The sequence below is a fragment of the Microbacterium sp. sgz311019 genome, assembly GCF_056135325.1.
Genome location: NZ_JBWAXO010000009.1, coordinates 1 through 19,746, shown reverse-complemented (window position 1 = coordinate 19,746; position 19,746 = coordinate 1). Strand labels below are relative to the sequence as shown.

Sequence of the window (19,746 nt, the reverse complement as noted above, 5' to 3'; positions counted from 1 at the left end):
GAGATGCGGAAGGTCAGTTCTGACTCCCGGAAAGAATAGTGGATGCCGCCCTTCCCGGTCAACCCTTGCGGCGCGCGCAGCGGCGAACCCCTCCGCTGACTTGCCCTAGATGCACGGCACGCCGCGCGCGTTGCGTGCACCTAGGGCAAGTCAGCGGCGACGGGATGCCGTGCGGCGCAGGGATGCCGTGCGGCACAGGTGAATCGCGCCTACTCGGCGTTGGCGAGGGCGGAGATCTCGTCGGCGATCTCGTGCAGCACGGGCACGGCCCGCTCGCCGAACGCGTCGTCGACGCGCGTGCGCGGCCCCGAGACCGACACCGCCGTCGGCACCGGCATGTTCGGCACGGCCATCGCGTAGCAGCGGACGCCGATGTCCTGCTCGCCGTCGTCGATGGCGTAGCCGCGGCGGCGGATCTCGTTGAGGTCGGCGATCAGCTTGTCGACGCTGTCGATCGTGTGCTCGGTGGCCCGGGGGAGGCCCGCGCGACTGACGATGTCGCGCACCTCGGCGTCGTCGAGCTGAGCGAGGATCGCCTTGCCGACACCCGAGTTGTGCATGTAGACGCGGCGTCCGACCTCGGTGAACATGCGCATGGCGTGGGGCGAGGGTGCCTGCGAGACGTAGATGACGCGGTCGCCGTCGATCGTGGCGAGGTTGGCGGTCTCGCCGAGGCGCTCGACGAGGTCTTTGAGCTGCGGCATCGCGATGTGACCGAACTGGCGGTTGGCGACCTCGCCTAGCCGCACGAGGCGCGGGCCGAGCGCGTAGCGCCGGTTCTGCAGCTGGCGGGCGTAGCCGAGCGAGACGAGCGTGCGCAGCAGGCGGTGGATCGTCGGAAGGGGCAGGCCCGCGGAGGTCGACAGCTCGCTCAGCGTCACGCTTCCGCCTGCATCCGCGATGAGCTCGAGCAGGTCGAAGACGCGGGCGACGGACTTCACGCCATCGCCGGCAGCTGCTGTCGCCATGTGTGGCCTTCCTCGATGGATGCGGGCAAAGATATCCGCATGGTGGAAAACATCATGCCGTGCCACACTACCCCACGGAAGAGCCGGCTCAGATCGCACTTCGGTGGGTCTTTGCGTTTCCGTATTGCAGACGATAATATCCGTAATGCGAAAACAGGGCGCGTTCGACGAGAACGCCGCCGAGCCGTGGCGTCGTCCGTCGCCGAGGCAGCCCGTGCAGCAGAAGGAGCACTTCTCACATGACCATCGAGATCACCCGACCCGCCCGGGTCGAAGGCGCCGATGAGATCCTCACTGCCGAAGCCCTCGCGTTCGTCGAGGAGCTGCTCCACCGCTTCGCCGGCCGCCGCAACGAGCTGCTCGCCGCCCGCACGGTCAAGCGCGACGAGGTCGCACGGACCGGCACCCTCGACTTCCTCGACGAGACCCGTGACATCCGCGAAGCGGAGTGGCAGGTCGCGCCGGCCCCGGCCGCGCTGATCGACCGCCGTGTCGAGATCACGGGGCCCGCAGCCGACCCCAAGATGGCCATCAATGCGCTGAACTCGGGTGCGAAGGTGTGGCTGGCCGACCTCGAGGATGCGACGAGCCCGACGTGGGAGAACCAGGTCGGCAGCATCCGCATCCTGCGTGACGCGGCCCGCGGAACGCTGACGTACACGTCGCCTCTCGGCAAGCGGTACGCCCTGCGCAGCGACATCGAGCGTCCGACGGTGGTCGCGCGCCCGCGCGGCTGGCACCTGCCCGAGTACCACGTGCTCGTCGACGGCGAGATCGCGGTGGGCGCGCTGGTCGACTTCGGCCTGCATTTCTTCCACGTCGCCAAGCTCCTCATCAAGAACGGCGCGGGCCCCTACTACTACCTGCCCAAGATAGAGAGCCACCGCGAGGCGCGACTGTGGAACGACGTCTTCACCTATGCGCAGGAGGCGCTCGGCATCCCCTACGGCACGATCCGTGCCACGGTGCTCATCGAGACGATCACGGCGGCGTATGAGATGGAGGAGATCCTCTACGAGCTGCGCGACCACGCGTCGGGCCTCAACGCCGGCCGTTGGGACTACCTCTTCAGCTTCATCAAGGTGTTCCGCGACCAGGGTGCGCGGTTCACCGTGCCCGACCGGGCCGACGTCGCGATGACCGCGCCCTTCATGCGGGCGTACACCGACCTGCTCGTCAAGACCTGCCACAAGCGCGGTGCATTCGCCGTCGGCGGCATGGCCGCGTTCATCCCGAGTCGCACCGACCCCGAGGCCGCCGAGGCCGCCTTCACGAAGGTGCGGGCCGACAAGACGCGCGAGGCCGGCGACGGCTTCGACGGCTCGTGGGTCGCGCACCCCGGTCTCGTCGAGGTGTGCCGCGAGGTGTTCGACGGCGTGCTCGGCGACCGGCCGAACCAGCTCGACAAGCAGCGCCCTGAGGTGTCGGTGACCGCCGAACAGCTCATCGTCGTCGCCTCGGCGCCGGGCCGCGTCACCGAGGCGGGCCTGCGCACGAACCTCTACGTCTCGGTCGCGTACATCGCGGTCTGGCTCTCGGGCAACGGCGCGGTCGGCATCCACAATCTGATGGAGGATGCCGCGACCGCCGAGATCTCGCGCTCGCAGGTGTGGCAGCAGCTGCGCAACGGCGTGGTGCTCGAGGACACCGGCGAGGTCGTCACGCCCGAGCTCGTCTCGCGCGTGCTGGCCGAGGAGGTCGAGCGCCTGCGCGGCGAGGTCGACCCGGCCAGGTTCGAGCGCTACTACGTGCCCGCGGCCGCTCTCGTGTCGGACATCTGCCTGAGCGAGGAGTACGTCGACTTCCTGACGCTCCCCGCGTACGAGCTGCTCGACTCGATCGAACTCGAGGATGCCGCTCTGTGATGCTCACACCCGATGACCTCGCGCGGATCGACGCGAAGCTCGCCGCCACCGACGAGCTGCTCGAGACCGCCTACCCGGGCGACAGCGGCGCCCGTCAGCCCGTGCACACCGTGTATGTGCCCGCAGACCGCTACACGCCTGACCTGCCCGCGCGCTGGGCCGCCGACGCGCTCGCGGCGGTCGATGCCGCGGGCGGCATGGAGTCGCTCGCCCAGCGCGTCGGCATCGCCCCCGAGCTCGTCGGTCCGGTCGCCGCCCGTGCCGCGGCGAAGCTCGCGGCCGAGCCGATCGAGGATCTGCGGATCGACTTCGAAGACGGCTACGGCGACCGGGGGGATGCCGAGGACACCGAGGCCCTCCGTGCCGCGCAGCTGGTGGCGCAGGCCGTCGCCTCCGGCCAGGCGCCGCCGTTCATCGGCATCCGGTTCAAGTGCTTCGAGCGCGCGACGCGCGCCCGCGGCCTGCGCACGCTCGACCTCTTCATCGGGGGACTGATGGATGCCGGCGGCCTGCCCGACGGTCTCGTCCTCACGCTGCCGAAGGTGTCGACCGTGGAGCAGGTCGAGGCGATGGCGGATGCTGCGGCCGCGCTCGAGCGCGGGCACGGCCTGCCCGAGGGGCGCATCCGGTTCGAGGTGCAGGTCGAGACGCCGCAGCTGATCCTCGGCGCGAACGGCCGGTCGCCGCTCGCCGAGCTGCCGACGGCCGTGCCCGGCCGCATCTCGTCGTTCCACTACGGCACCTACGACTACAGCGCCTCGCTCGGGATCGCCGCCGGCTACCAGTCGATGGAGCACCCGGTGGCCGACCTCGCCAAGGGCGTGATGCAGCTGGCCGTGGCCGGGACCGGCATCCATCTGTCCGATGGGTCGACCAACATCCTGCCGATCGGCGACCGCACCGAGGAGACGTGGGCGCTGCACGCGCGACTCGTGCGGCGCTCGCTCGAGCGCGGCTTCTACCAGGGCTGGGACCTCCACGCCCACCAGCTGCCGACGCGGTATCTCGCGACGTATGCGTTCTACCGCGAGGGCTGGCCCGAGGCGGCGTCGCGCCTGCGCGCGTATCTCGAGCAGACGCCCGGTGCCGTGCTCGACGAGCCGGCGACCGCCCGCGCCCTGGCGTGGTTCGTCGCCCGCGGCGTACAGTGCGGAGCCATCGGCACGGACGACGTCGCCGACGGCATCGGCATCACCGAGAGCGCACTGCTGGCGCTCGCGCACCCGCGTCGCGCGGCCTGACACCCGAAGGGACACCATGGGTTACTACACCCCCGCGGGCGGACTGCCCCCGCAGACCGACCTGCTCACCGACCGCGCGGTCGTCAAGCTGGCGTACACGTTCATCCCCAAGGGCGTGCTGCGCGACATCGTCACCTCGAGCCTCCCGGGGTTCACCGACACCCGTGCGTGGATTCTCGCCCGGCCGACGCCGAGCTCGGCGACGACCTTCTCGCAGCTGATCGTCGAGATCGCCCCCGGTGGGGGTGCGCAGAAGCCCGAGGTTGAGGCGGGCGTCGAAGGCGTCCTGTTCGTCACGACCGGCGCGCTGACGTTGACGCTCGACGGTGAGCGGCACGTGCTCGAGGAGGGCGGCTACGCCTTCCTCGCCCCGGGGGCGGAGTGGTCGCTCGCCAACGAGGGGAGCGAGCTGACGAGCTTCCACTGGATCCGCAAGGCGTATGAGTTCCTGGACGGCGTTCCGGCCCCGGCATCCTTCGTCACGCGCGATCAGGATGTCGAGCCCGTCGCGATGCCCGACACCGATGGCGTCTGGGCCACGACCCGGTTCTCGGATGCGTCGGACATGGCGCACGACATGCAGGTGAACATCGTGACGTTCCAGCCGGGCGGGTCGATCCCGTTCGCCGAGACGCACGTGATGGAGCACGGCCTGTTCGTGCTGCAGGGCAAGGCCGTCTATCGCCTGAACGACGACTGGGTCGAGTGCGAGGCCGGCGACTACATGCTGCTGCGCGCCTTCTGCCCGCAGGCCTGCTACGCCGGCGGCCCCGAGCCTTTCCGTTACCTGCTCTACAAGGACATGAACCGCCAGATCCGCCTGACCTGAGCTTCGGCGGCTGCGGAGCGCAACTGATCAGTGCGGTCGGCGCTCGGCGATGCGTTCTCCCGCGCCGCACATGCTCATGCCGGCGACGACTGCCGTCACATCGGACCGCTATGGTCGCCGACCTGCGGGTGAGCGGGGGCGGGCGTCATCCTGGCTGCGTCAGCGTCGGCCCGGATCGCCCACGGACGCTGGCTGTAGAACTGCAGCAGCTGGGCGCCCACACCGAAGAAGACCATCGCGAGCCACACCAGGATGTTGAGCCACGGAATCTGCAGGGCCGTGATCAGGATCAGCCCTCCGACCAGCGATTGCAGCGCAGGATGCACCGAGCCGCGCAGCACCAGCCGCCCGAGGTAGAACGCTCCGTACACGAACGTGGCAAGCGTCACGACCACCCAGATCAGGATTCCCGCCAGCGCCAACGGCGCGCCGACGATGGTGATCAGCAGGCACAGCAATCCGATGGGCACGACGATGGATGCCACGAAGCCCACCAGCAGCGCCTTCCACGGCGACGGCACGAGGTGGTCTGTCACCCGGCGCAGCCAGCGCGGAATGAGGAGGCCGGCAACCACGGCGACCAGGCTCAGCGCGACGAGAGCGTAGAGCAACCCGAAGAACCAACCGAGCACCGCCAACCACGGCGACAGCTGGACCGTACGCGTCGGCGACGGCGCTGGCTTGATGTGCTGGACGGTACCCGACACCGCTCCACTCGCGATATGCGCGGTGTTGTCGCTGTAGTACGTGACGTCTCCGCCGACGGACCCGTCGATGCTGAGGCGCTGGACGCTGGCGACCAGATCACGGCCGACCTTGCCTGCGATCCCGATATCGCCTGCTCCGGCCACCACATCCTCGCCGAACGATCCCGTGTCGCTGACGCTGACGGTCCCGGCGAACAGGGTGCCGCTGCGCCCGACGGTGCCGGTGATGCTGACGTCCTGCCCAGCGAGTCGCACATTGCCCTCGACGGTGCCCGTGATCGTGACGGTCTGAGCCGCGGCGATCACGTCGCCGGTGACGTCGCCGCTGATCGTCACGCTCTGTCCGGCAGCGTAGACGTCTCCATCGATGTTGCCCGTGACGTCGACGAACGTGCCGGCGTAGAACTGGGGGCCTGTGCGATCCTCGGCCGCGGCCGCAGGTCGCCCGACGGACTCTGCGGTCGGCGACGCGCCGACCGCGCCCGTGGCTGAACCGAGCACCAGAATGCCCGCCAGGAGGGCCGCACCAGCCCCCGCGAACCTGCGACCGCGTGTCCATGCGCTCATGGCAATGCCTCTCGTCCGCTGTGGCGAATCACCAGAAGTACCGGCGCTGCTCAGTGGCCGCCCGTCGCAGTGACCGCTCGACTCACTGTGCGCGGCGTCGCCAGCCGGCGGCAGGGCCGAAAGTCCCGCCGACCGGCCTGTTGCCGTCGGCCCAGAGGCGAGGGCGAAGCGGGTGCTGCTGCCTTCTGCCCGCGGGCCTTCTGCGTGGGGGGACTGAAACCCCTGCTCCCCGCTTGCTGTCGAAGGACATGAATCGCCAGATCTGATTGACCTGAGGGGTAGGGATGCGGCGCGGCCGGCGCCCATCGCGGGAGCCGGGGCATTGTCATAACCGCGTTGCAGTTGTCGCCCGGTCGCCGGGCATTGCCCTGGGCCGGTCTTACGTGCGCGCCGACGCCGTACATGCTCGGGGCTCTGCTCACACCGGCGTCCGCGCGGTGCCGGACCGCTCATCGAACCCTGGAGCCGGTAGCGACGGCGACGGTTGCGCTCATGTATTCACACCGTTCGGGTGGTGTATCGCGGGGACGCATCGTCCAGTGAACGCGGGAGGAGTATGGGCGACGAAGCCCCTGAGTAGGGGTGCGGCCTCGAGTGCACGTGCACCGGACCGTCACGCACCCCGACTCCTGTCACGCTGAGCGGGCCTAGCCCCGGCCCAGCATCCGGCCCGCCTCTCATGGATGTCGCGAGCAACCATGCGGGGTCCGTGCATCTCATCGACCGGCCTGCATCCCCGCGGGGGTTTTCAAGATGGGAGACTCGTCGGCGCACCGCAACCCTAGGGACGGCGAGGTTCCCGTCCATGCGGTCGCTCTTGACGGCTTCCAGATCGAGGTGACGGCGGTCACCAACGGGAGCTTCGCGCGCTTCGTCGATGCGACTGGCTTCGTGACCGATGCGGAGCGGTGGGGTTCCTCCGCAGTCTTCCACCTCGCACTTGCGGCGCCCGCTGAGGATGTCGTGGGCCAAGTGGGTGGAACGCCATGGTGGCTGGGAGTGCGTGGCGCCGACTGGCGGCATCCGCCTGGGCGAGGCTCCGGCATCGAGGAGCTGGAGGACCACCGGTCGTTCATGTGAGCTGGAATGACGCCGCGTGTCGGCGGCGTACTGTTCGTGGGCCCGGTGCCGGCTGCCCACCGAGGCGGAGTGGGAGCGCGCCTCGCGCGGCGGCCTCGATGGTGCGAGGTATCCGTGGGGCGATCAAGGGGTGGACGCCGGGGGCTGGCGCGCGAACATCTGGCGGGGGTCGTTCCCCACGATGAACACGCGTGAGGACGGCTGGCTGACGACGGCGCCGGTGCGCACCTTCGCCCCCAACGGGTTCGGACTCTGGCAGACCAGCAACATCTGGGAGTGGTGCAGACTGGATGACCCGCGATTCTATGGGCGATCTCCCGTGGAATCTCCCACCGGCCCGTCGATCGGATGACGCGGATCCTCCGCGGCGGCTCGTACCTCTGCCAAATCTCGTACTGCAATCGCTATCGCGACTCCGCCCGCTCGTCCAACACGCGTGACTCGTCGATGGGGAATGCGGGATTCCGGACCGCTGCCGCGTAGGGATCGCGACCGCTCCGGTGGCCCCGCCACGGCGTCGTGGCCGAACGCTCACAGTGGGGCGGTTTCCGTCGCATATTCACACCGTTCGGGTGGTGTGCCACGCGGGCCCATCGTCAAGTATGGACACCAAGTCGCACGAAGGGAGGCGCTCGTGGAGCGACCGCTCGCCGGATTGACGCGCCGCAACTTCGTCAGGGAGGTGCTCGCAGGAATCACCCTGATCGCGATCGCGATCCCGCTGAACATCGGCTACGCGCAGATCGCCGGGCTCCCGCCGACCGCAGGCCTCTACGCGCTGATCGTGCCCACCGCGATATATGCGATCGTTGTCTCGTCCCGCCAGCTCGTGGCATCCCCCGATGCAGCTGCCGCCGCGTTGGTCGCGTCATCGGTCGGTGGCCTGGCCGTCGCGGGGTCGGCCGATTACGCCACCCTGGCCTTGGCGCAGGCGATCATCTGCGGCGTCCTGTTTCTGCTGCTCGCGGTGTTCAAGCTGGGGTTCCTCGCGAACTTTTTGTCCAAGCCGATCCTGGTCGGCTTCGTCGGTGGGCTCGCGCTGGACATCCTGGTGAGCCAGATCGCCAAGATGCTCGGAATCACCATCGATTCCGGCGGCGACTTCGTGGCAAAGCTGACAGGACTTGTCACCGGACTTGCAACCATCAATTGGGTATCGACAGCCATCTCGGGGTGCTCGATCGCCATCCTCCTTCTCGGCAAGCGCTACGCGCGGATCATCCCGTGGGCACTCGTCGTGCTGGTGATTTCCACAATCGCGGTAAGCATCGGCAGTCTCCAACAGCATGGTGTCGCGGTGCTGGGACCCGTGCCACCCGGGCCTCCTTCACTGACGTGGCCGATTCTTGACTGGACGCTCTGGGCGGCCCTGATTCCATCGGCAATAGCCCTCACGATGGTGGCCATGGCGGAGGGCCTGCTGGTTTCGCGCGCCTACGGCGAGAAGAACCACTATCCGACGAGCCCGAACCGCGACCTGCTCGCCTTCGGGCTGGTCAACATCGCGGCCGGCGCACAGGGCAGCTTCAGCGTGGGGTCCTCAACGTCTCGGACCGCAGCAATGGACCAAGCCGGCTCTCGCACCCAGCTGCCATCTCTCGTGCTGGCGGGCGGCACACTGCTGCTGCTGCTGTTCGGCACGGAGCTTCTGGCCGGGATTCCGTCCCCTGCCATCGGGGCGATCGTCGCGGTCGCAATTATCCCGTTACTCGGGGTCGGCGAGTTCCGGACGCTGTGGCGTCTAGATCGCTTCGAGTTCGCTATTGGTACGGTGTGCTTCCTGGTGACGCTGTTCATCGGGTCGATTCCGGGCATCCTGCTGGCGTTCGTGCTGTCGCTCGTCAATCTCGCTCGGCGGGCCGCGAACCCGGCGATCGACGTCCTTGCCGCCGACGATGATCCCGAGCGCTCGCTCCTGGAGGACGCCCCTGCGGGAGCGCTCACCGCCCCCGGGCTCATCGTCGTGCGGTTCGCTGCGCCACTCTTCTTCGCGAACGGGGATGTCTTCCTGGAGGCTGTCAAGAAGGCCGTGCGCGCGCTGCCCGAGCGTGCCGTGCAGAATGTCGTGATCGACTTGGAGGCGGTCACCGATGTGGACGTGACCGGCGCCGAGTCGTTCTCTGCGCTTAAGACGTGGCTCGCCGAGCAACGCATAGCCATGGCGGTGAGTCGGGTCCGTCCCCCCGTCGAAGCGAGGCTCCGCCATCTGGGGGTTCTCGAGAACGAGGAGATCTTCTCAACGAATCGCGACGCCGTCCGCGCCCTCACGGCACGCGAGCCAGAGTGACGTACACGAATCGATGGCTCGAAACATGGCGACGGGCGCCTTACCGGACCGGGGGTCGCTGGTCGGTTGCTAGATGCGCCGACGGCGTCCCGGCGTCACTGCCGCGCCGACGACCGCCGCCTTCGCGACAGGGGACGGACCGGGGCGGACAGCCGCGGTGACGACCGCAGCCTTCGCGACGGGCGCTCCGATGACGCCGACCCGTCCAACGCGTGCTCGCCTGAGGGGCATGTCAGTCTCCTGTCGTTTCGAGGGATTCATCTGCCTCGATCGAGGCGATGATCGCTTGGGTGGGGATGCGCCCGTTGGCAATCAGCTGACCGCCGGCCCGACGTGCCGCGGAGGCGAACGGACCGGCCCAGGTGTTCTCGTACACGAGTACCCCCGCGACGCTGCCGGGATCCATAGCGTGGGCGAGATGCTCGACATCCTCCTCCGCCAGCAGCTCAGCGAGTTCGGCCTCGAGCTCAGCAAGCTGACCGAGGTCTCCGACGTCAGACAGCTCAATGGCGTCCACACTGCCGTCCTCGGCTTTGGTGATGATGATCGCATCGATGACTCGGATGGTGCCGGCATCCACGAGCTTGAGCAGCTCCTCGGCCATCCCACCGGTGAAGTTCTGTTGTCCGGGCGGGAAGTCGATGACCAGATAGTCCACAGGACCCAGCGTCGTAAGGTCTCGCTCGTCCATTTTCTTCCCCGTTCTCGTCGGTTCGAGATGAGTTATCTCTAGAACCGACGTTCGTCCAACTCGATGAGTACCGCATCATCTGTTCTGGGTGAATCGCGTTCAGGCAGGTTGCGGACGGTAGTTGAAGATCAGGATGAGGATGCTGACCGCGAGCACCCAGGCGGGAAAGATAAATGTCACCCACAGGCTCAGGCTGGTCACGAACAACAGGACGAGTGCAACCGCGTAGGTGACGACCGCGAGCCACTTGGGCATCACGCCTGTTCGCAGCCACATGGTGCCGAGTGAGATCAGCAGCACACCGGCCATTCTCAGCGCGTAGATGTTGCTGACCTGCAGCATCATCGCTCGGCTGACGTTCGCGACCTCCGCGCGGGCCGCTTCGTTGCTCACAGTGGGCATGGTGGCGATGATGCTGCCGGCGACGGCGGCGGAAACGAAGATCATCGCGAGGAACAGGAGGCCGCTTCCGATGAGGACCGATGAGAACAGCTGGTCTTCGGTGTCCTTGAACCGGTCGCGAACCACCCCCATGAACCAGAGGAAGGCCACCCCCGCAAACGGCATCAGCCCCAGGCCGACGGTAATGCGTGCCGTCGTGGCGTCGTCGAGGCTCCCGTCCACCGTGGCTTGTTCGGGCAGAGACGTCTGGATCAGGATGATCGATGCGGTGAAGAGCACGGCGAACAGGACACCGGCCAACGCGGCCGAGCGTGGGGAGGTCAACGGTCGTGGCGACCGCGCAGCCGGGGTCTCAGCCATCGGATGTCGCTTTCTCCACGACCGTCCCGCCCTGCCCGGGCGGAGCGGTCGTGATCACATGCCAGCGCCGCACCATCGGTCGATGCATCACGGCGTCAGTCGAGCAGGAACCACCCCCGCACTTCGGACTCGTGGTCGACGTAGCGCTCACCCGACACATCTACGACGACCTTGTCGATCTTCCCGCCGGTGAACCGGTATGGCGCCGTGTAGGCGGGGGTCACCGGGGAGGCGTCGTCACGTCCGACGCACAGGCCGTCGCCGACAGCGCAGAACAGGCCGGGCTGGGTGACGATCTCACCCGAACCCACGACGTCGCCGTCGATGTACAGCGAGAGCGTGCCGCGCGCCCCAGGCATCGCGGGGTCGGCGTTGCGTCCACTCGCGGTGAACTCGGCGGTGACCACGCGCGCACCGGGAGCGAGATCCCGGTCGGCGGTGATGACCTGCAGAGCGGTGCCCAGCCAGTTGAACGCGTAGGTGACCCGGTGGCCCTGCACGTACAGGCTGTGACCGCCGGCGACACCGCCATGCGCGAAGAGCACGCCCTCAGCATCCGCCCCCGCCTCCACGCCCGCAGCGATCGTGTAGGAGCGGCCCGGGATCGAGACCGCTGATTGCTCAGGCACCGACGCGCAGTTCGGGTAGTACACGTACCGTTCTCGCTTCGGTGAGCCGCTCGGGCGCTCGGCGAGGGTCTGCTCGAGCGCGGTGCGGTCGTCGAGCGGCATGCCGTTGTACTGCTCGGCGAGTTCGAACCAGCGGGCGATCATCGCCTGCAGCCGGTCGGGCTCGGCGTCGGCGACGTTGGTGGACTGCGAGCGGTCGGTCTCGACGTGGTAGAGCTCCCACACGTCCAGGTCGAACTTCCCCCAGCCGCTGAGCGGCGGGTGGAGGGTCGCTGCGAGCCATCCGTCCTCATACAGCGCACGCTGACCGAGCATCGCATAGAACTGCCTGCTCTTGGCCGGCGCGTCGATGTCGGTGAGGGATGCCGCGAAGCTCTCGCCCTCGATCGGGCTCTGCGTGAAGCCGTTGAGCGTGTCGGGCGGGGTGATGCCGATCAGGTCGTAGATGGTGGGGACGACGTCGACGGCGTGGACGTACTGGGGACGCGGGCTGGTGGACGGCTCGATCTTGGCGGGCCACGACATGATGCACATGTCGGCGATCCCGCCCTCGTAGCCGGCCCAGCGCTTCCAGTACGGGAACGGGGTGTCGAAGGCCCACGCCCACCCGGTGTTGTAGTGGTTGTACGAGGCCGGCGAGCCGAGCTCGTCGATGTGCTGGAAGGTCAGCTCGGTCGGCGTCGGCGCACCGTTGAAGAAGCGCCACTCGTTGAAGGTGCCGTTCGGCCCGCCCTCACCGCTCGCGCCGTTGTCGGAGACGACGACGATGATCGTGTTGTCGAGCTGTCCGGAGCTCTCGAGGAAATCGACGACGCGGCCGACCTGGTCGTCGGTGTACTCGACGTACCCGGCGAAGACCTCGGCCATGCGGGCGAACAGCTTCTTCTCGTCGTCATTGAGTGCGGCCCAGGGGCGCACGGTGTCGAGCATCGGCCACGGCTGCCCGTCAGGACCGGTCACACCGGGCTCGCCGTGCGGGTTGATGCCCGACAGTTCGGTGTCGTCCGGGAGAAGCCCCAGCTCCTTCTGGCGGGCAAGGATGCCGGCGCGGATTGCCTCGTAGCCCTCGTCGAATGTGCCCTTGTACTTGTCGGCCCACTCCTTTAAGACGTGGTGGGGCGCGTGTGCGGCATCCAGTGAGAAATACAGGAAGAACGGCTTGTCGGGATCGACCGACTTTGCATCCTGGATGAACTCGATCGCCCGATCGGACAGGTCTTTCGCGATGTGGTACCCCTCGTCGGGCGTCGCGGGCGGGTCTACGGGGTGGTTGTCATGAATGAGGTCGGGGTACCAGCCGCTGGACTCGCCCCCCAGGAATCCATAGAAGCGCTCGAACCCGCGGCCGAGTGGCCAGCGCTTCTTCCAGGCCGCCATCCCGGTCTCCTCACCCGGCGTGAGGTGCCACTTGCCGACGCAGTAGGTGTTGTAGCCGTTCTCCACCAGAACTTCCGAGATGAAGCCGTTCTCGAACGGGATGCGCGTAGAGATCCCCGGGAATCCCGACGAGAACTCGGCGATCGTGGCCATGCCGTTCGAGGTCGCGTTGCGGCCCGTCAGCAGTGAGGCACGGGTGGGCGAGCACAGTGCCGTCGTATGGAAATTGGCGTACTTCACGCCTTGAGCCGCGATGCGGGTCATCGTGGGCGTGCGCACCGGGCCGCCGAAGCTGTCCATCGTGCCGTAACCCACGTCGTCCCACACGATGAAGACGACATTGGGCGCCTCGGTCGGCGCCTTCGGAGCCAGGAAGGGCTCCCAGTCGGGAACAGAGTCACGGATGTCGACTGCGATCTTGCCAGCGAATTCGTTGGCCATGATGAACATCCCTTCACAAACGCCCCGGCGCATCTGCGGGGCAGGATCGATGACTGTCCGACGATCTGCGGACAGCGGGTGCGGCCTCGACAGCGGGGAAGCTCCAGCTTCCGTCCAGGACCGGAGGCCGGGGGCGGTAGAGCCGGACGGTGTAGTTCCACCCCTCCATGAGCCGCAGGCAGTTGGACTGTCCGTCGGAACAGCCGCCGAGGTTGACCACGACCGAGCCGTCTTGCTCGGGCACGGCCGTGAACTGGTTGATGCTGCAGCCGCCGTCCTCACTGTCCTCGAAGAAGCCATCTGCGTTGTAGAGGGAGATAGACCAGAATCCGTCGACGGGTACGTCGCGGATGACGATTCGGTACTCGCCCACCGGCAGCCCGGGACTCACCGTGGCGTAGAACGCTTCACTCTCAGGGAGGCCACCCCAGCCCATGGCTGTGCCGATGAGGTGATGCACGGGGTCGACGTCATCGACGGTGCCGAACATGCCAGTGGCACCCCGCAGCGTGCTGCCGAGTGTCAGCAGCGCGGTATTCACGACATCGAACGAATCTTGGTCGTACACAGGCGTGAGCATCGGTTCTGCGGAGTCGGCGCGGACGGACAGCGCGTCCTGCACCTGGTGTGCTCCGGAAAGGTCCACCGGTTCCGCCGGGTCTGCCAGAACCCGGGCGGCGAGGGTAACGTAACGGGTACCGTGCTCGGCGACGTCGAGGCGGTACTCCCCCGGAGCGTGGAAGATCTTGTTCGTGTAATGGTCCTGGTTGATCACCGCGACGGACAGGTACCGACCCCCCGCGTCCGGAACGGCGAGGATCGCGCCGGCGGCGAGGTCGACGACTGCGAAACTGTACAGGGTGTCGCGGTTCATGCGGATGACCGTCTGCTGGTCCAGCGGTGTCGGCACCCGGTTGTGATGGAACCGGTTGAGACCGTCGGCCTGAGCAGCGAGGGCCGACATCATCTTCGCGGTGGCCGCGCGCACGAAGTTGTCGACATCGACCCTCGTCGTGTCCGTCATGGCGCTGATTCCCAGGGATCAAGATTGCCGACGCCGGCGATCAGGCCCTGATACATGTCCGCCAGGTCATCGGGGACGATGTTCGCCACTCCGGTCGTGGTGATCGTCAGGTCCTGTGGGATCGTGACCGCTCGGAACGTCCAGCCATCCGGCAGGTTGAGTCGTTCGCCCAGCGAAGACAGAACTGCCTCGGTGAGGTCGCTCGCCACGTGGTTGGTATAGGTCTGCATCACCCAGGTGACCGCGTCGGGCGAGCGCAGCAGATACACGGGCCGTCCGCCCGCGAACTCATAGACGTTCACTCGGTGGATCTGAGTCGGCCGGTATGCGAGCGCGGATTGGTCCATGCTCGGGTCGAAACCGGCTGGCATGTGCATCGTCGCCACGAGGTTGAATGGTACGCCGCCGATGTCGGCCGGCTCGCCGACCAGGTCGATGGTCAGCGCGTCCATCATCCAGAACCTGCGGGGGTTCTTCCACACCAGGTCACAGCCATAGTCGGCGGCCACCTCTGCGGTGTCGATCGCCGCGAATGCCTCGTCGGGGCACGGCCCCCGCCCGGTCGTGTTGTAGACCAGTGCGTCGAAGCCGTCCGCGGTCTTCGTCAGGAGGAACAACTCACCCTGCGGATAGTTGCGCATCCCCTCGACTCGTATCGTCTTTACGCTCATGGGCCGACGGTAGGACGTGCGGGAGAGCGGCGCATTATCCGATCTGGGTGATTCTTCGGGGCAGTGGCGCTCACCCAGCCACGAGTCCGAGTCGCCGCGAGACACGAACGGCTTCCGAGCGGGAGCCGACCCCCAGCTTTCGATAAACGGAGGACGCGTGCGATTTCACCGTGTTGCGCGAGATGTGCAGGCTGGACGCGATCTCTATGTAGCTCGCGTGACTGGGCAGCAGGTTGAGTACTCGCGCCTCTGCCGGGGTTATGAGGTCGAACCCCAAGGGGGCACGATCCCGCTGTTCGATGATGGCAGCCATCACCGTGTCCGCATCGTTGCGGAGGTTCTCGCCGTCGGGGAGCAGCTGCAACAGCTCCTGCACCTCGCACACGGCGGAGCGCGCCGCCTCGAGAGCCCCGAGTACGATCTGCGTCCGAGCGATCGCAAGCCGCACGCGGACCGCGAGATGCGGGTTAGCCTGCCCGACCGTTGACAGCAGGTCAGTCGCCGCCTCAACGGCTTCGACAGCGTCGACACGTCGGCCTTCGCGGGCGACCGACAGTGCAAGGATCGCGTAGCCGAGCGCAGCGTGCGCGCAAAGTTCTTGGCTCGATCGGTCCGAAGACGGCCAGGAAGCGGGCGCGTCCGAGGGGCGGGTAATCGTGGTCAGGGATCGAAGTGCGATCCTTGTCGCACGTTTTCGATCGGCGGCCGTGGCGGTGAAGTCGGTTATCGGTCGGTGCACTCTGTGTGCGCTCACGTCAACCCCCCCAATCAATCCATCACCCGAAGTGTGAACGCGAAGGCGGCTGAGGATGAGAGTCGAAAGTCCCCTAGTCGTGCTCGGAAGATACTGCGGTTCGGGTGATGTGTCCTCGCGGGCGCCGGTCTACCGTGGGTGCTCTCGCCGGCCTTTCGGCATTCGGCCTCTGGTCGCCGGGGGCCGATCTTCAGATCACGAGAAACGGGGTACCGATGGAGTCAGTACTCGCGGCGCTTAGCCTCGTCGTGCTGGGCTGGGCTGTCCTCTCCAATCGCCTCGCTCGATGGAACATCACGGGTCCGCTCGTTTTCACGGTCGCCGGCTTCCTGCTCGGGAACCCTGTGTGGGGTCCGGTTGCAGTCGATATCGAGGCGCCCTCGGTGCACGTGCTCGCCGAGTTGACCCTTGCGCTCCTCCTCTTCGCAGACGCATCAAGAGTCAACTTCTCGACACTCCGTCGTGACATCGGGTTTCCCGCACGGCTCCTGGGGATCGGGCTCCCGCTATCTGTGGCCCTCGGTTCCGTTCTCGCGGCTCTGCTGTTCCGCGATTTCGTATGGGCGCTCGCGGTCTTCGTCGGCGCCGCCCTGGCGCCGACCGACGCCGCGCTCAGTGCTCAAGTCATCAACGACGAGCGAGTGCCCACGCGTCTGCGACGCGCGCTCAACATCGAAAGCGGACTCAACGACGGGATCGTCACACCCGTAGTCGTGTTCGCCCTCGCCGTCGCCGGGAGCAGCCTCGGTGGTTCCGGGGCGGGAGAAAGCGAGCTCGGCGCAGTGCTCGAGCTCGTGATCGGCATGTCCGTCGGGCTGGTGCTGGGCTTCATCAGCGCGAAGCTGATCGCCTTCGCCTCCCGCCGGGGGTGGATCCTCCCTGGCGGTCGTCGCCTCGGTGCGCTCGCGACGGCGGTGGGGGGTTACGCGCTCGCCACGAGCCTGGGCGGCAACGGCTTCATCGCGGCGTTCATGGCAGGAATCGCGTTCGGCGCGGCGTTCCCCCGCGACATCGCCGAGGTGTCTGAGGTCGGGGAGCTGCCGGAGCTGCTCGGCGAAGTCTTGGCGCTTGGAGTGTGGTTCCTGTTCGGTGCAGCACTCGTCCCGGTCGTCTTCGAGTACTCCTCCCTTTCCACCTTTCTCTACGCGGCCCTCAGCCTCACCGTCATCCGGATGCTGCCTGTCGCCGTCGGCCTGATTGGAGCAGGGTTCGATCGCGCGACGGTTCTGTTCGTCGGGTGGTTCGGACCACGCGGACTCGCTTCCGTCGTGTTTGCTCTTCTCGCCATCGAACAACTGCCCCTGTCGGATGTCGTCGGGCAAGCGGTCTCAGTCGTTGCCGTCACCGTGCTGATCAGCGTGATCGCCCACGGGGTATCGGCCGCGCCGCTAGGACGTCGGTATGCCGTGACTCACGGTGACGCGGATTCCAGCGGCGGTGCCGAGCTGCGGGCCCGCCGCAGCAGTGTGTGAGCACTCTTGATGACCGTCGGCGCGTCCTGCCGGGGACGCACCCCGACGAGGCCGCTGCAGTCAGGAATTGACTGGTTCGATGATCTTCTCGTCGCCTTCGGTGACGGCCTTCACGACGGGTTGTAGTCGCCTTTGTCGCGCGTCGCCGATCTTGTTCGTCGCCTGTTCGAATGCTTCGTCAACACGGTCAAGTAGAGATCGTCGACGACCGCGACGATGGCTGAAGCGTCGGCCGGCAGCCATTCCTGCACGTCAACGCCGATCTTCTTCTCGTCGTAGTGCAAGGCGATCGCCCCGACGCCCGCGCCGGCGACGCCCGACAGTAGCAAGGGCGCCGCGAGAAGACTGACTCATCGAGTCCGCCGACGGCGCCGACTGCCGTACCTATGCGGACGAGTCCGCCGCCGTGCTGCTGCACTCCGACCCGGCCCGCCGCGTCACGCGAGAGAACCACCGCGGCGACGACGCTCACGTCGTCGAGGTCCTTGATGGTGGCGAAGTCAGCGGCCGCGGATGCCTCGTCGTCGTATGCGGCGACGAGGAGCGAGTCGTTGCGCCTCTCCGCCGTCCGCTCGATCGGTCCTCAACTCGGGTCTGCACGCAACAGAAAATGCGAAAGGCTCCTGCAATCAGCAGGAGCCTTTCGTGTTATTCGACTCTGTCCCTTTGCGAGGTTCAGAAGCATCAAGGCACGCAAGCCCCCGCCAACGTGCAACGCACGAATAGGGATGGCGTCCGGCCGGCGCCGGCTCGCAAGACCCCCGGCCTCAGGGGCGGCGTTTGTGCTCCTGTTCCTTCTTGCCCAGGCCTAGATTGCTCCCATGGATCCCGCAGTTGGAGCAGTGATCATCACCGGCCTGTTCGCACACGTTCTTCATCGATAACACCGAAGCATCCGTCTGGTACGGACTGGGTGTGCTGACCGGCTCGATCGCACACGCTCGGTTGGCACACGACCGCGCGCTGCACGTGCGCTGCTTCAGGGGCGACCCGGCCTCTCATTGCGCCTGCGGGTCGAGGGCCGCACCCCGCGTGCGCGCCCAGAAGTCGACCGCGTCGACAAGCTAGATTCCACACATGTGGATTGCAGTCATCGTCGGGTTGCTGGTCGCGCTCGCGATCTGGAACCGCCGCAAGGTGCGCGCTCGTCCAGTGAAGGGCTCGCGCAAGGGTCCTGAGCGATAGTCGCGCCGACGCGCCGCGTCGGGTCGATGTCGAATCGGGCGACCTGGCTCAACCTCGGGGATCTCCGCAAGCAGCTCACACAACGGTCCATCTGCACGACCCGGCACACTATGCAGTACGTCGTACGCCCACCGCTATCGCCCCATGACCGGCGACAGCTGAATAGCCAACGGTTCCTTGGGCCAGCGAGCACTATCGACGGTTCAGATCGAAGAAGGTCAAGCTGCCGCCGAGCGCGCGAGGCCACCCGCTGTACCGCGGGGCAGCCTCCCTCCAGCGCGCAAGGCCCGCCTCAGGATGGAGTCTGATCGATGGCTGGATCTGTGCGGCTCATGCCCCGTTTCTCAGCGCCGCGATCAGAACGGCGGGCTCCTTGATCGTGGTCGTGGCAGCATCCTGCAGGTCGCGGTCGAATGCTCTGCGTACCGAATTTCCCGAGAGGTCCTCGAGTCGAGTGTCGATGCGGAGGTGCCATTGATCGATGGGTGCGATAGCCGCGTGTGGGGCGTGCGCTCGAAACCTCCACTGCGTCGAATCCGCATTCTGGGCGCGAGTTCCGGGCACTGGACGACCGTTCCTATCGACCAAGGTCACATAGCGTGCCACGAGGGTGCGGTCGAGTGGTCGATCGAAGTTCACCACCAGGTCGGATGCCGGATCGCTCGGCCAGTGGACGTGCCACGTGCGGGGATCTACCCGAGTGCGAACGGCGGCGGTGACGCGGTAGGTGCGCTGGGCGCCCGCGACGAGAGGCGCGCCGCGTGAGTCCTTCACCCGTGGCTCGATCACGAGGGTGATCGAGGTCCCTTCGCGGATCGGCGCGCCGGCCTCACGGTTGGGGCGGAGACCGCGCTTGATGCGACCAGGCTCGAGGAGCACCGTGAGGCGCCGCCGATCACTGTCCCAGAGTTCCGGCGTCATCGAGAAGAGCGCGCCCGGAATCTCCTGACCGCTCTCGTCGCGGAGGACGACGTGTCCGTCGGCGGAGCCTTCCGCCATCGGCTCCGAGAAAGTGACGGTGAAGCGCAGCAGGTTGCTGGGCACCTCGCCGACGGCGGGGTCGATGCGTTCCACAGTAGTGCCCCTTAACGTGGTGTAGCCCGCGGTGGCCGAGCTCGTCGCTTGCGATGTGAGCGCGGTCACCGTGTGATCCTTCGAGGAAACTCTCACATCCCACTCGAAAGGCATCATCACGA

Annotated in this window: 16 protein-coding genes and 1 pseudogene; 6 read left to right on the top strand and 11 right to left on the bottom strand. The window is 67.1% G+C overall.

Annotated features, from left to right (window positions below; genetic code table 11):
• Nucleotides 1–209: 209 nt before the first annotated feature.
• On the bottom strand, nt 210–968 hold the full coding sequence (locus tag AC0NZN_RS14525; RefSeq protein ID WP_474593028.1) for an IclR family transcriptional regulator: 759 nt from the start codon (nt 966–968) through the stop codon (nt 210–212).
• Nucleotides 969–1,207: 239 nt separating this feature from the next.
• On the opposite strand from AC0NZN_RS14525, the gene aceB reads away from it, so the two are divergent.
• Genes aceB through AC0NZN_RS14510 form a run of 3 tightly spaced genes read left to right on the top strand, consistent with a single transcriptional unit; the run spans nt 1,208 to nt 4,903 of the window.
• Nucleotides 1,208–2,833: a malate synthase A gene (aceB, locus tag AC0NZN_RS14520; protein WP_474593027.1), complete on the top strand. Its 1,626-nt coding sequence runs from the start codon at nt 1,208–1,210 to the stop codon at nt 2,831–2,833.
• A complete protein-coding gene (locus AC0NZN_RS14515; RefSeq protein WP_474593026.1) occupies nt 2,833–4,074 on the top strand; it encodes a DUF6986 family protein in 1,242 nt (413 codons plus the stop codon). Before aceB ends, AC0NZN_RS14515 begins: the two co-directional genes overlap by 1 nt.
• 16 nt (nt 4,075–4,090) lie before the next feature.
• Entirely contained in the window at nt 4,091–4,903 is an 813-nt protein-coding gene (locus AC0NZN_RS14510; RefSeq protein WP_474593025.1) for a bifunctional allantoicase/(S)-ureidoglycine aminohydrolase, read from the top strand.
• 95 nt (nt 4,904–4,998) lie between these two features.
• Here the strand turns inward: AC0NZN_RS14510 and AC0NZN_RS14505 are convergent, their stop codons facing one another.
• The gene (locus AC0NZN_RS14505; protein ID WP_474593024.1) at nt 4,999–6,177 is read right to left on the bottom strand and encodes a DUF8173 domain-containing protein; all 1,179 of its coding nucleotides are present in this window, start codon (nt 6,175–6,177) and stop codon (nt 4,999–5,001) included.
• 637 nt (nt 6,178–6,814) lie between these two features.
• On the opposite strand from AC0NZN_RS14505, the pseudogene AC0NZN_RS14500 reads away from it, so the two are divergent.
• Both AC0NZN_RS14500 and AC0NZN_RS14495 read left to right on the top strand, forming a co-directional pair.
• A pseudogene (locus tag AC0NZN_RS14500) lies at nt 6,815–7,740 on the top strand (formylglycine-generating enzyme family protein).
• 151 nt (nt 7,741–7,891) lie between these two features.
• Nucleotides 7,892–9,544, top strand: coding sequence for a SulP family inorganic anion transporter (locus tag AC0NZN_RS14495; RefSeq protein ID WP_474593023.1), 1,653 nt, complete (start codon nt 7,892–7,894; stop codon nt 9,542–9,544).
• Between the two features lie 69 nt (nt 9,545–9,613).
• Here the strand turns inward: AC0NZN_RS14495 and AC0NZN_RS14490 are convergent, their stop codons facing one another.
• The 7 genes from AC0NZN_RS14490 to AC0NZN_RS14460 all read right to left on the bottom strand — a co-directional run bounded on the left by AC0NZN_RS14490 (nt 9,614) and on the right by AC0NZN_RS14460 (nt 15,893).
• A complete protein-coding gene (locus AC0NZN_RS14490; protein ID WP_474593022.1) occupies nt 9,614–9,775 on the bottom strand; it encodes a hypothetical protein in 162 nt (53 codons plus the stop codon).
• Nucleotide 9,776: 1 nt separating this feature from the next.
• Complete coding sequence (locus AC0NZN_RS14485) at nt 9,777–10,202, bottom strand: DUF6325 family protein (RefSeq protein WP_474593021.1); 426 nt, start codon at nt 10,200–10,202, stop codon at nt 9,777–9,779.
• Between the two features lie 132 nt (nt 10,203–10,334).
• Nucleotides 10,335–10,997 (bottom strand): hypothetical protein, encoded by a 663-nt coding sequence (locus AC0NZN_RS14480; protein WP_474593020.1) that lies wholly within the window; start codon nt 10,995–10,997, stop codon nt 10,335–10,337.
• 95 nt (nt 10,998–11,092) lie between these two features.
• The gene (locus AC0NZN_RS14475; protein ID WP_474593019.1) at nt 11,093–13,444 is read right to left on the bottom strand and encodes a sulfatase-like hydrolase/transferase; all 2,352 of its coding nucleotides are present in this window, start codon (nt 13,442–13,444) and stop codon (nt 11,093–11,095) included.
• Between the two features lie 13 nt (nt 13,445–13,457).
• Nucleotides 13,458–14,468 (bottom strand): DUF1254 domain-containing protein, encoded by a 1,011-nt coding sequence (locus AC0NZN_RS14470; protein ID WP_474593018.1) that lies wholly within the window; start codon nt 14,466–14,468, stop codon nt 13,458–13,460.
• Nucleotides 14,465–15,139 (bottom strand): hypothetical protein, encoded by a 675-nt coding sequence (locus tag AC0NZN_RS14465; protein ID WP_474593017.1) that lies wholly within the window; start codon nt 15,137–15,139, stop codon nt 14,465–14,467. The genes AC0NZN_RS14470 and AC0NZN_RS14465 overlap by 4 nt, the downstream gene beginning before the upstream one ends.
• 70 nt (nt 15,140–15,209) lie before the next feature.
• On the bottom strand, nt 15,210–15,893 hold the full coding sequence (locus AC0NZN_RS14460; protein WP_474593016.1) for a helix-turn-helix transcriptional regulator: 684 nt from the start codon (nt 15,891–15,893) through the stop codon (nt 15,210–15,212).
• Nucleotides 15,894–16,108: 215 nt separating this feature from the next.
• Between AC0NZN_RS14460 and AC0NZN_RS14455 the strand changes: the two genes are divergently transcribed.
• The gene (locus AC0NZN_RS14455) at nt 16,109–17,365 is read left to right on the top strand and encodes a cation:proton antiporter (RefSeq protein WP_474593015.1); all 1,257 of its coding nucleotides are present in this window, start codon (nt 16,109–16,111) and stop codon (nt 17,363–17,365) included.
• Between the two features lie 110 nt (nt 17,366–17,475).
• On the opposite strand, the gene AC0NZN_RS14450 is transcribed toward AC0NZN_RS14455, so the two are convergent.
• Both AC0NZN_RS14450 and AC0NZN_RS14445 read right to left on the bottom strand, forming a co-directional pair.
• Nucleotides 17,476–17,694: a hypothetical protein gene (locus AC0NZN_RS14450; protein ID WP_474593014.1), complete on the bottom strand. Its 219-nt coding sequence runs from the start codon at nt 17,692–17,694 to the stop codon at nt 17,476–17,478.
• 1,186 nt (nt 17,695–18,880) lie between these two features.
• Entirely contained in the window at nt 18,881–19,624 is a 744-nt protein-coding gene (locus AC0NZN_RS14445; protein ID WP_474593013.1) for a hypothetical protein, read from the bottom strand.
• Between the last annotated feature and the right edge of the window lie 122 nt (nt 19,625–19,746).

Bases quoted from the DNA above. Each gene is read 5' to 3' on its own strand.
- AC0NZN_RS14525 (WP_474593028.1), bottom strand. From the start codon at position 968: ATGGCGACAGCAGCTGCCGGCGATGGCGTGAAGTCCGTCGCCCGCGTC.
- aceB (WP_474593027.1), top strand. From the start codon at position 1,208: ATGACCATCGAGATCACCCGACCCGCCCGGGTCGAAGGCGCCGATGAG.
- AC0NZN_RS14515 (WP_474593026.1), top strand. From the start codon at position 2,833: ATGCTCACACCCGATGACCTCGCGCGGATCGACGCGAAGCTCGCCGCC.
- AC0NZN_RS14510 (WP_474593025.1), top strand. From the start codon at position 4,091: ATGGGTTACTACACCCCCGCGGGCGGACTGCCCCCGCAGACCGACCTG.
- AC0NZN_RS14505 (WP_474593024.1), bottom strand. From the start codon at position 6,177: ATGAGCGCATGGACACGCGGTCGCAGGTTCGCGGGGGCTGGTGCGGCC.
- AC0NZN_RS14490 (WP_474593022.1), bottom strand. From the start codon at position 9,775: ATGCCCCTCAGGCGAGCACGCGTTGGACGGGTCGGCGTCATCGGAGCG.
- AC0NZN_RS14480 (WP_474593020.1), bottom strand. From the start codon at position 10,997: ATGGCTGAGACCCCGGCTGCGCGGTCGCCACGACCGTTGACCTCCCCA.
- AC0NZN_RS14475 (WP_474593019.1), bottom strand. From the start codon at position 13,444: ATGGCCAACGAATTCGCTGGCAAGATCGCAGTCGACATCCGTGACTCT.
- AC0NZN_RS14470 (WP_474593018.1), bottom strand. From the start codon at position 14,468: ATGACGGACACGACGAGGGTCGATGTCGACAACTTCGTGCGCGCGGCC.
- AC0NZN_RS14465 (WP_474593017.1), bottom strand. From the start codon at position 15,139: ATGAGCGTAAAGACGATACGAGTCGAGGGGATGCGCAACTATCCGCAG.
- AC0NZN_RS14455 (WP_474593015.1), top strand. From the start codon at position 16,109: ATGGAGTCAGTACTCGCGGCGCTTAGCCTCGTCGTGCTGGGCTGGGCT.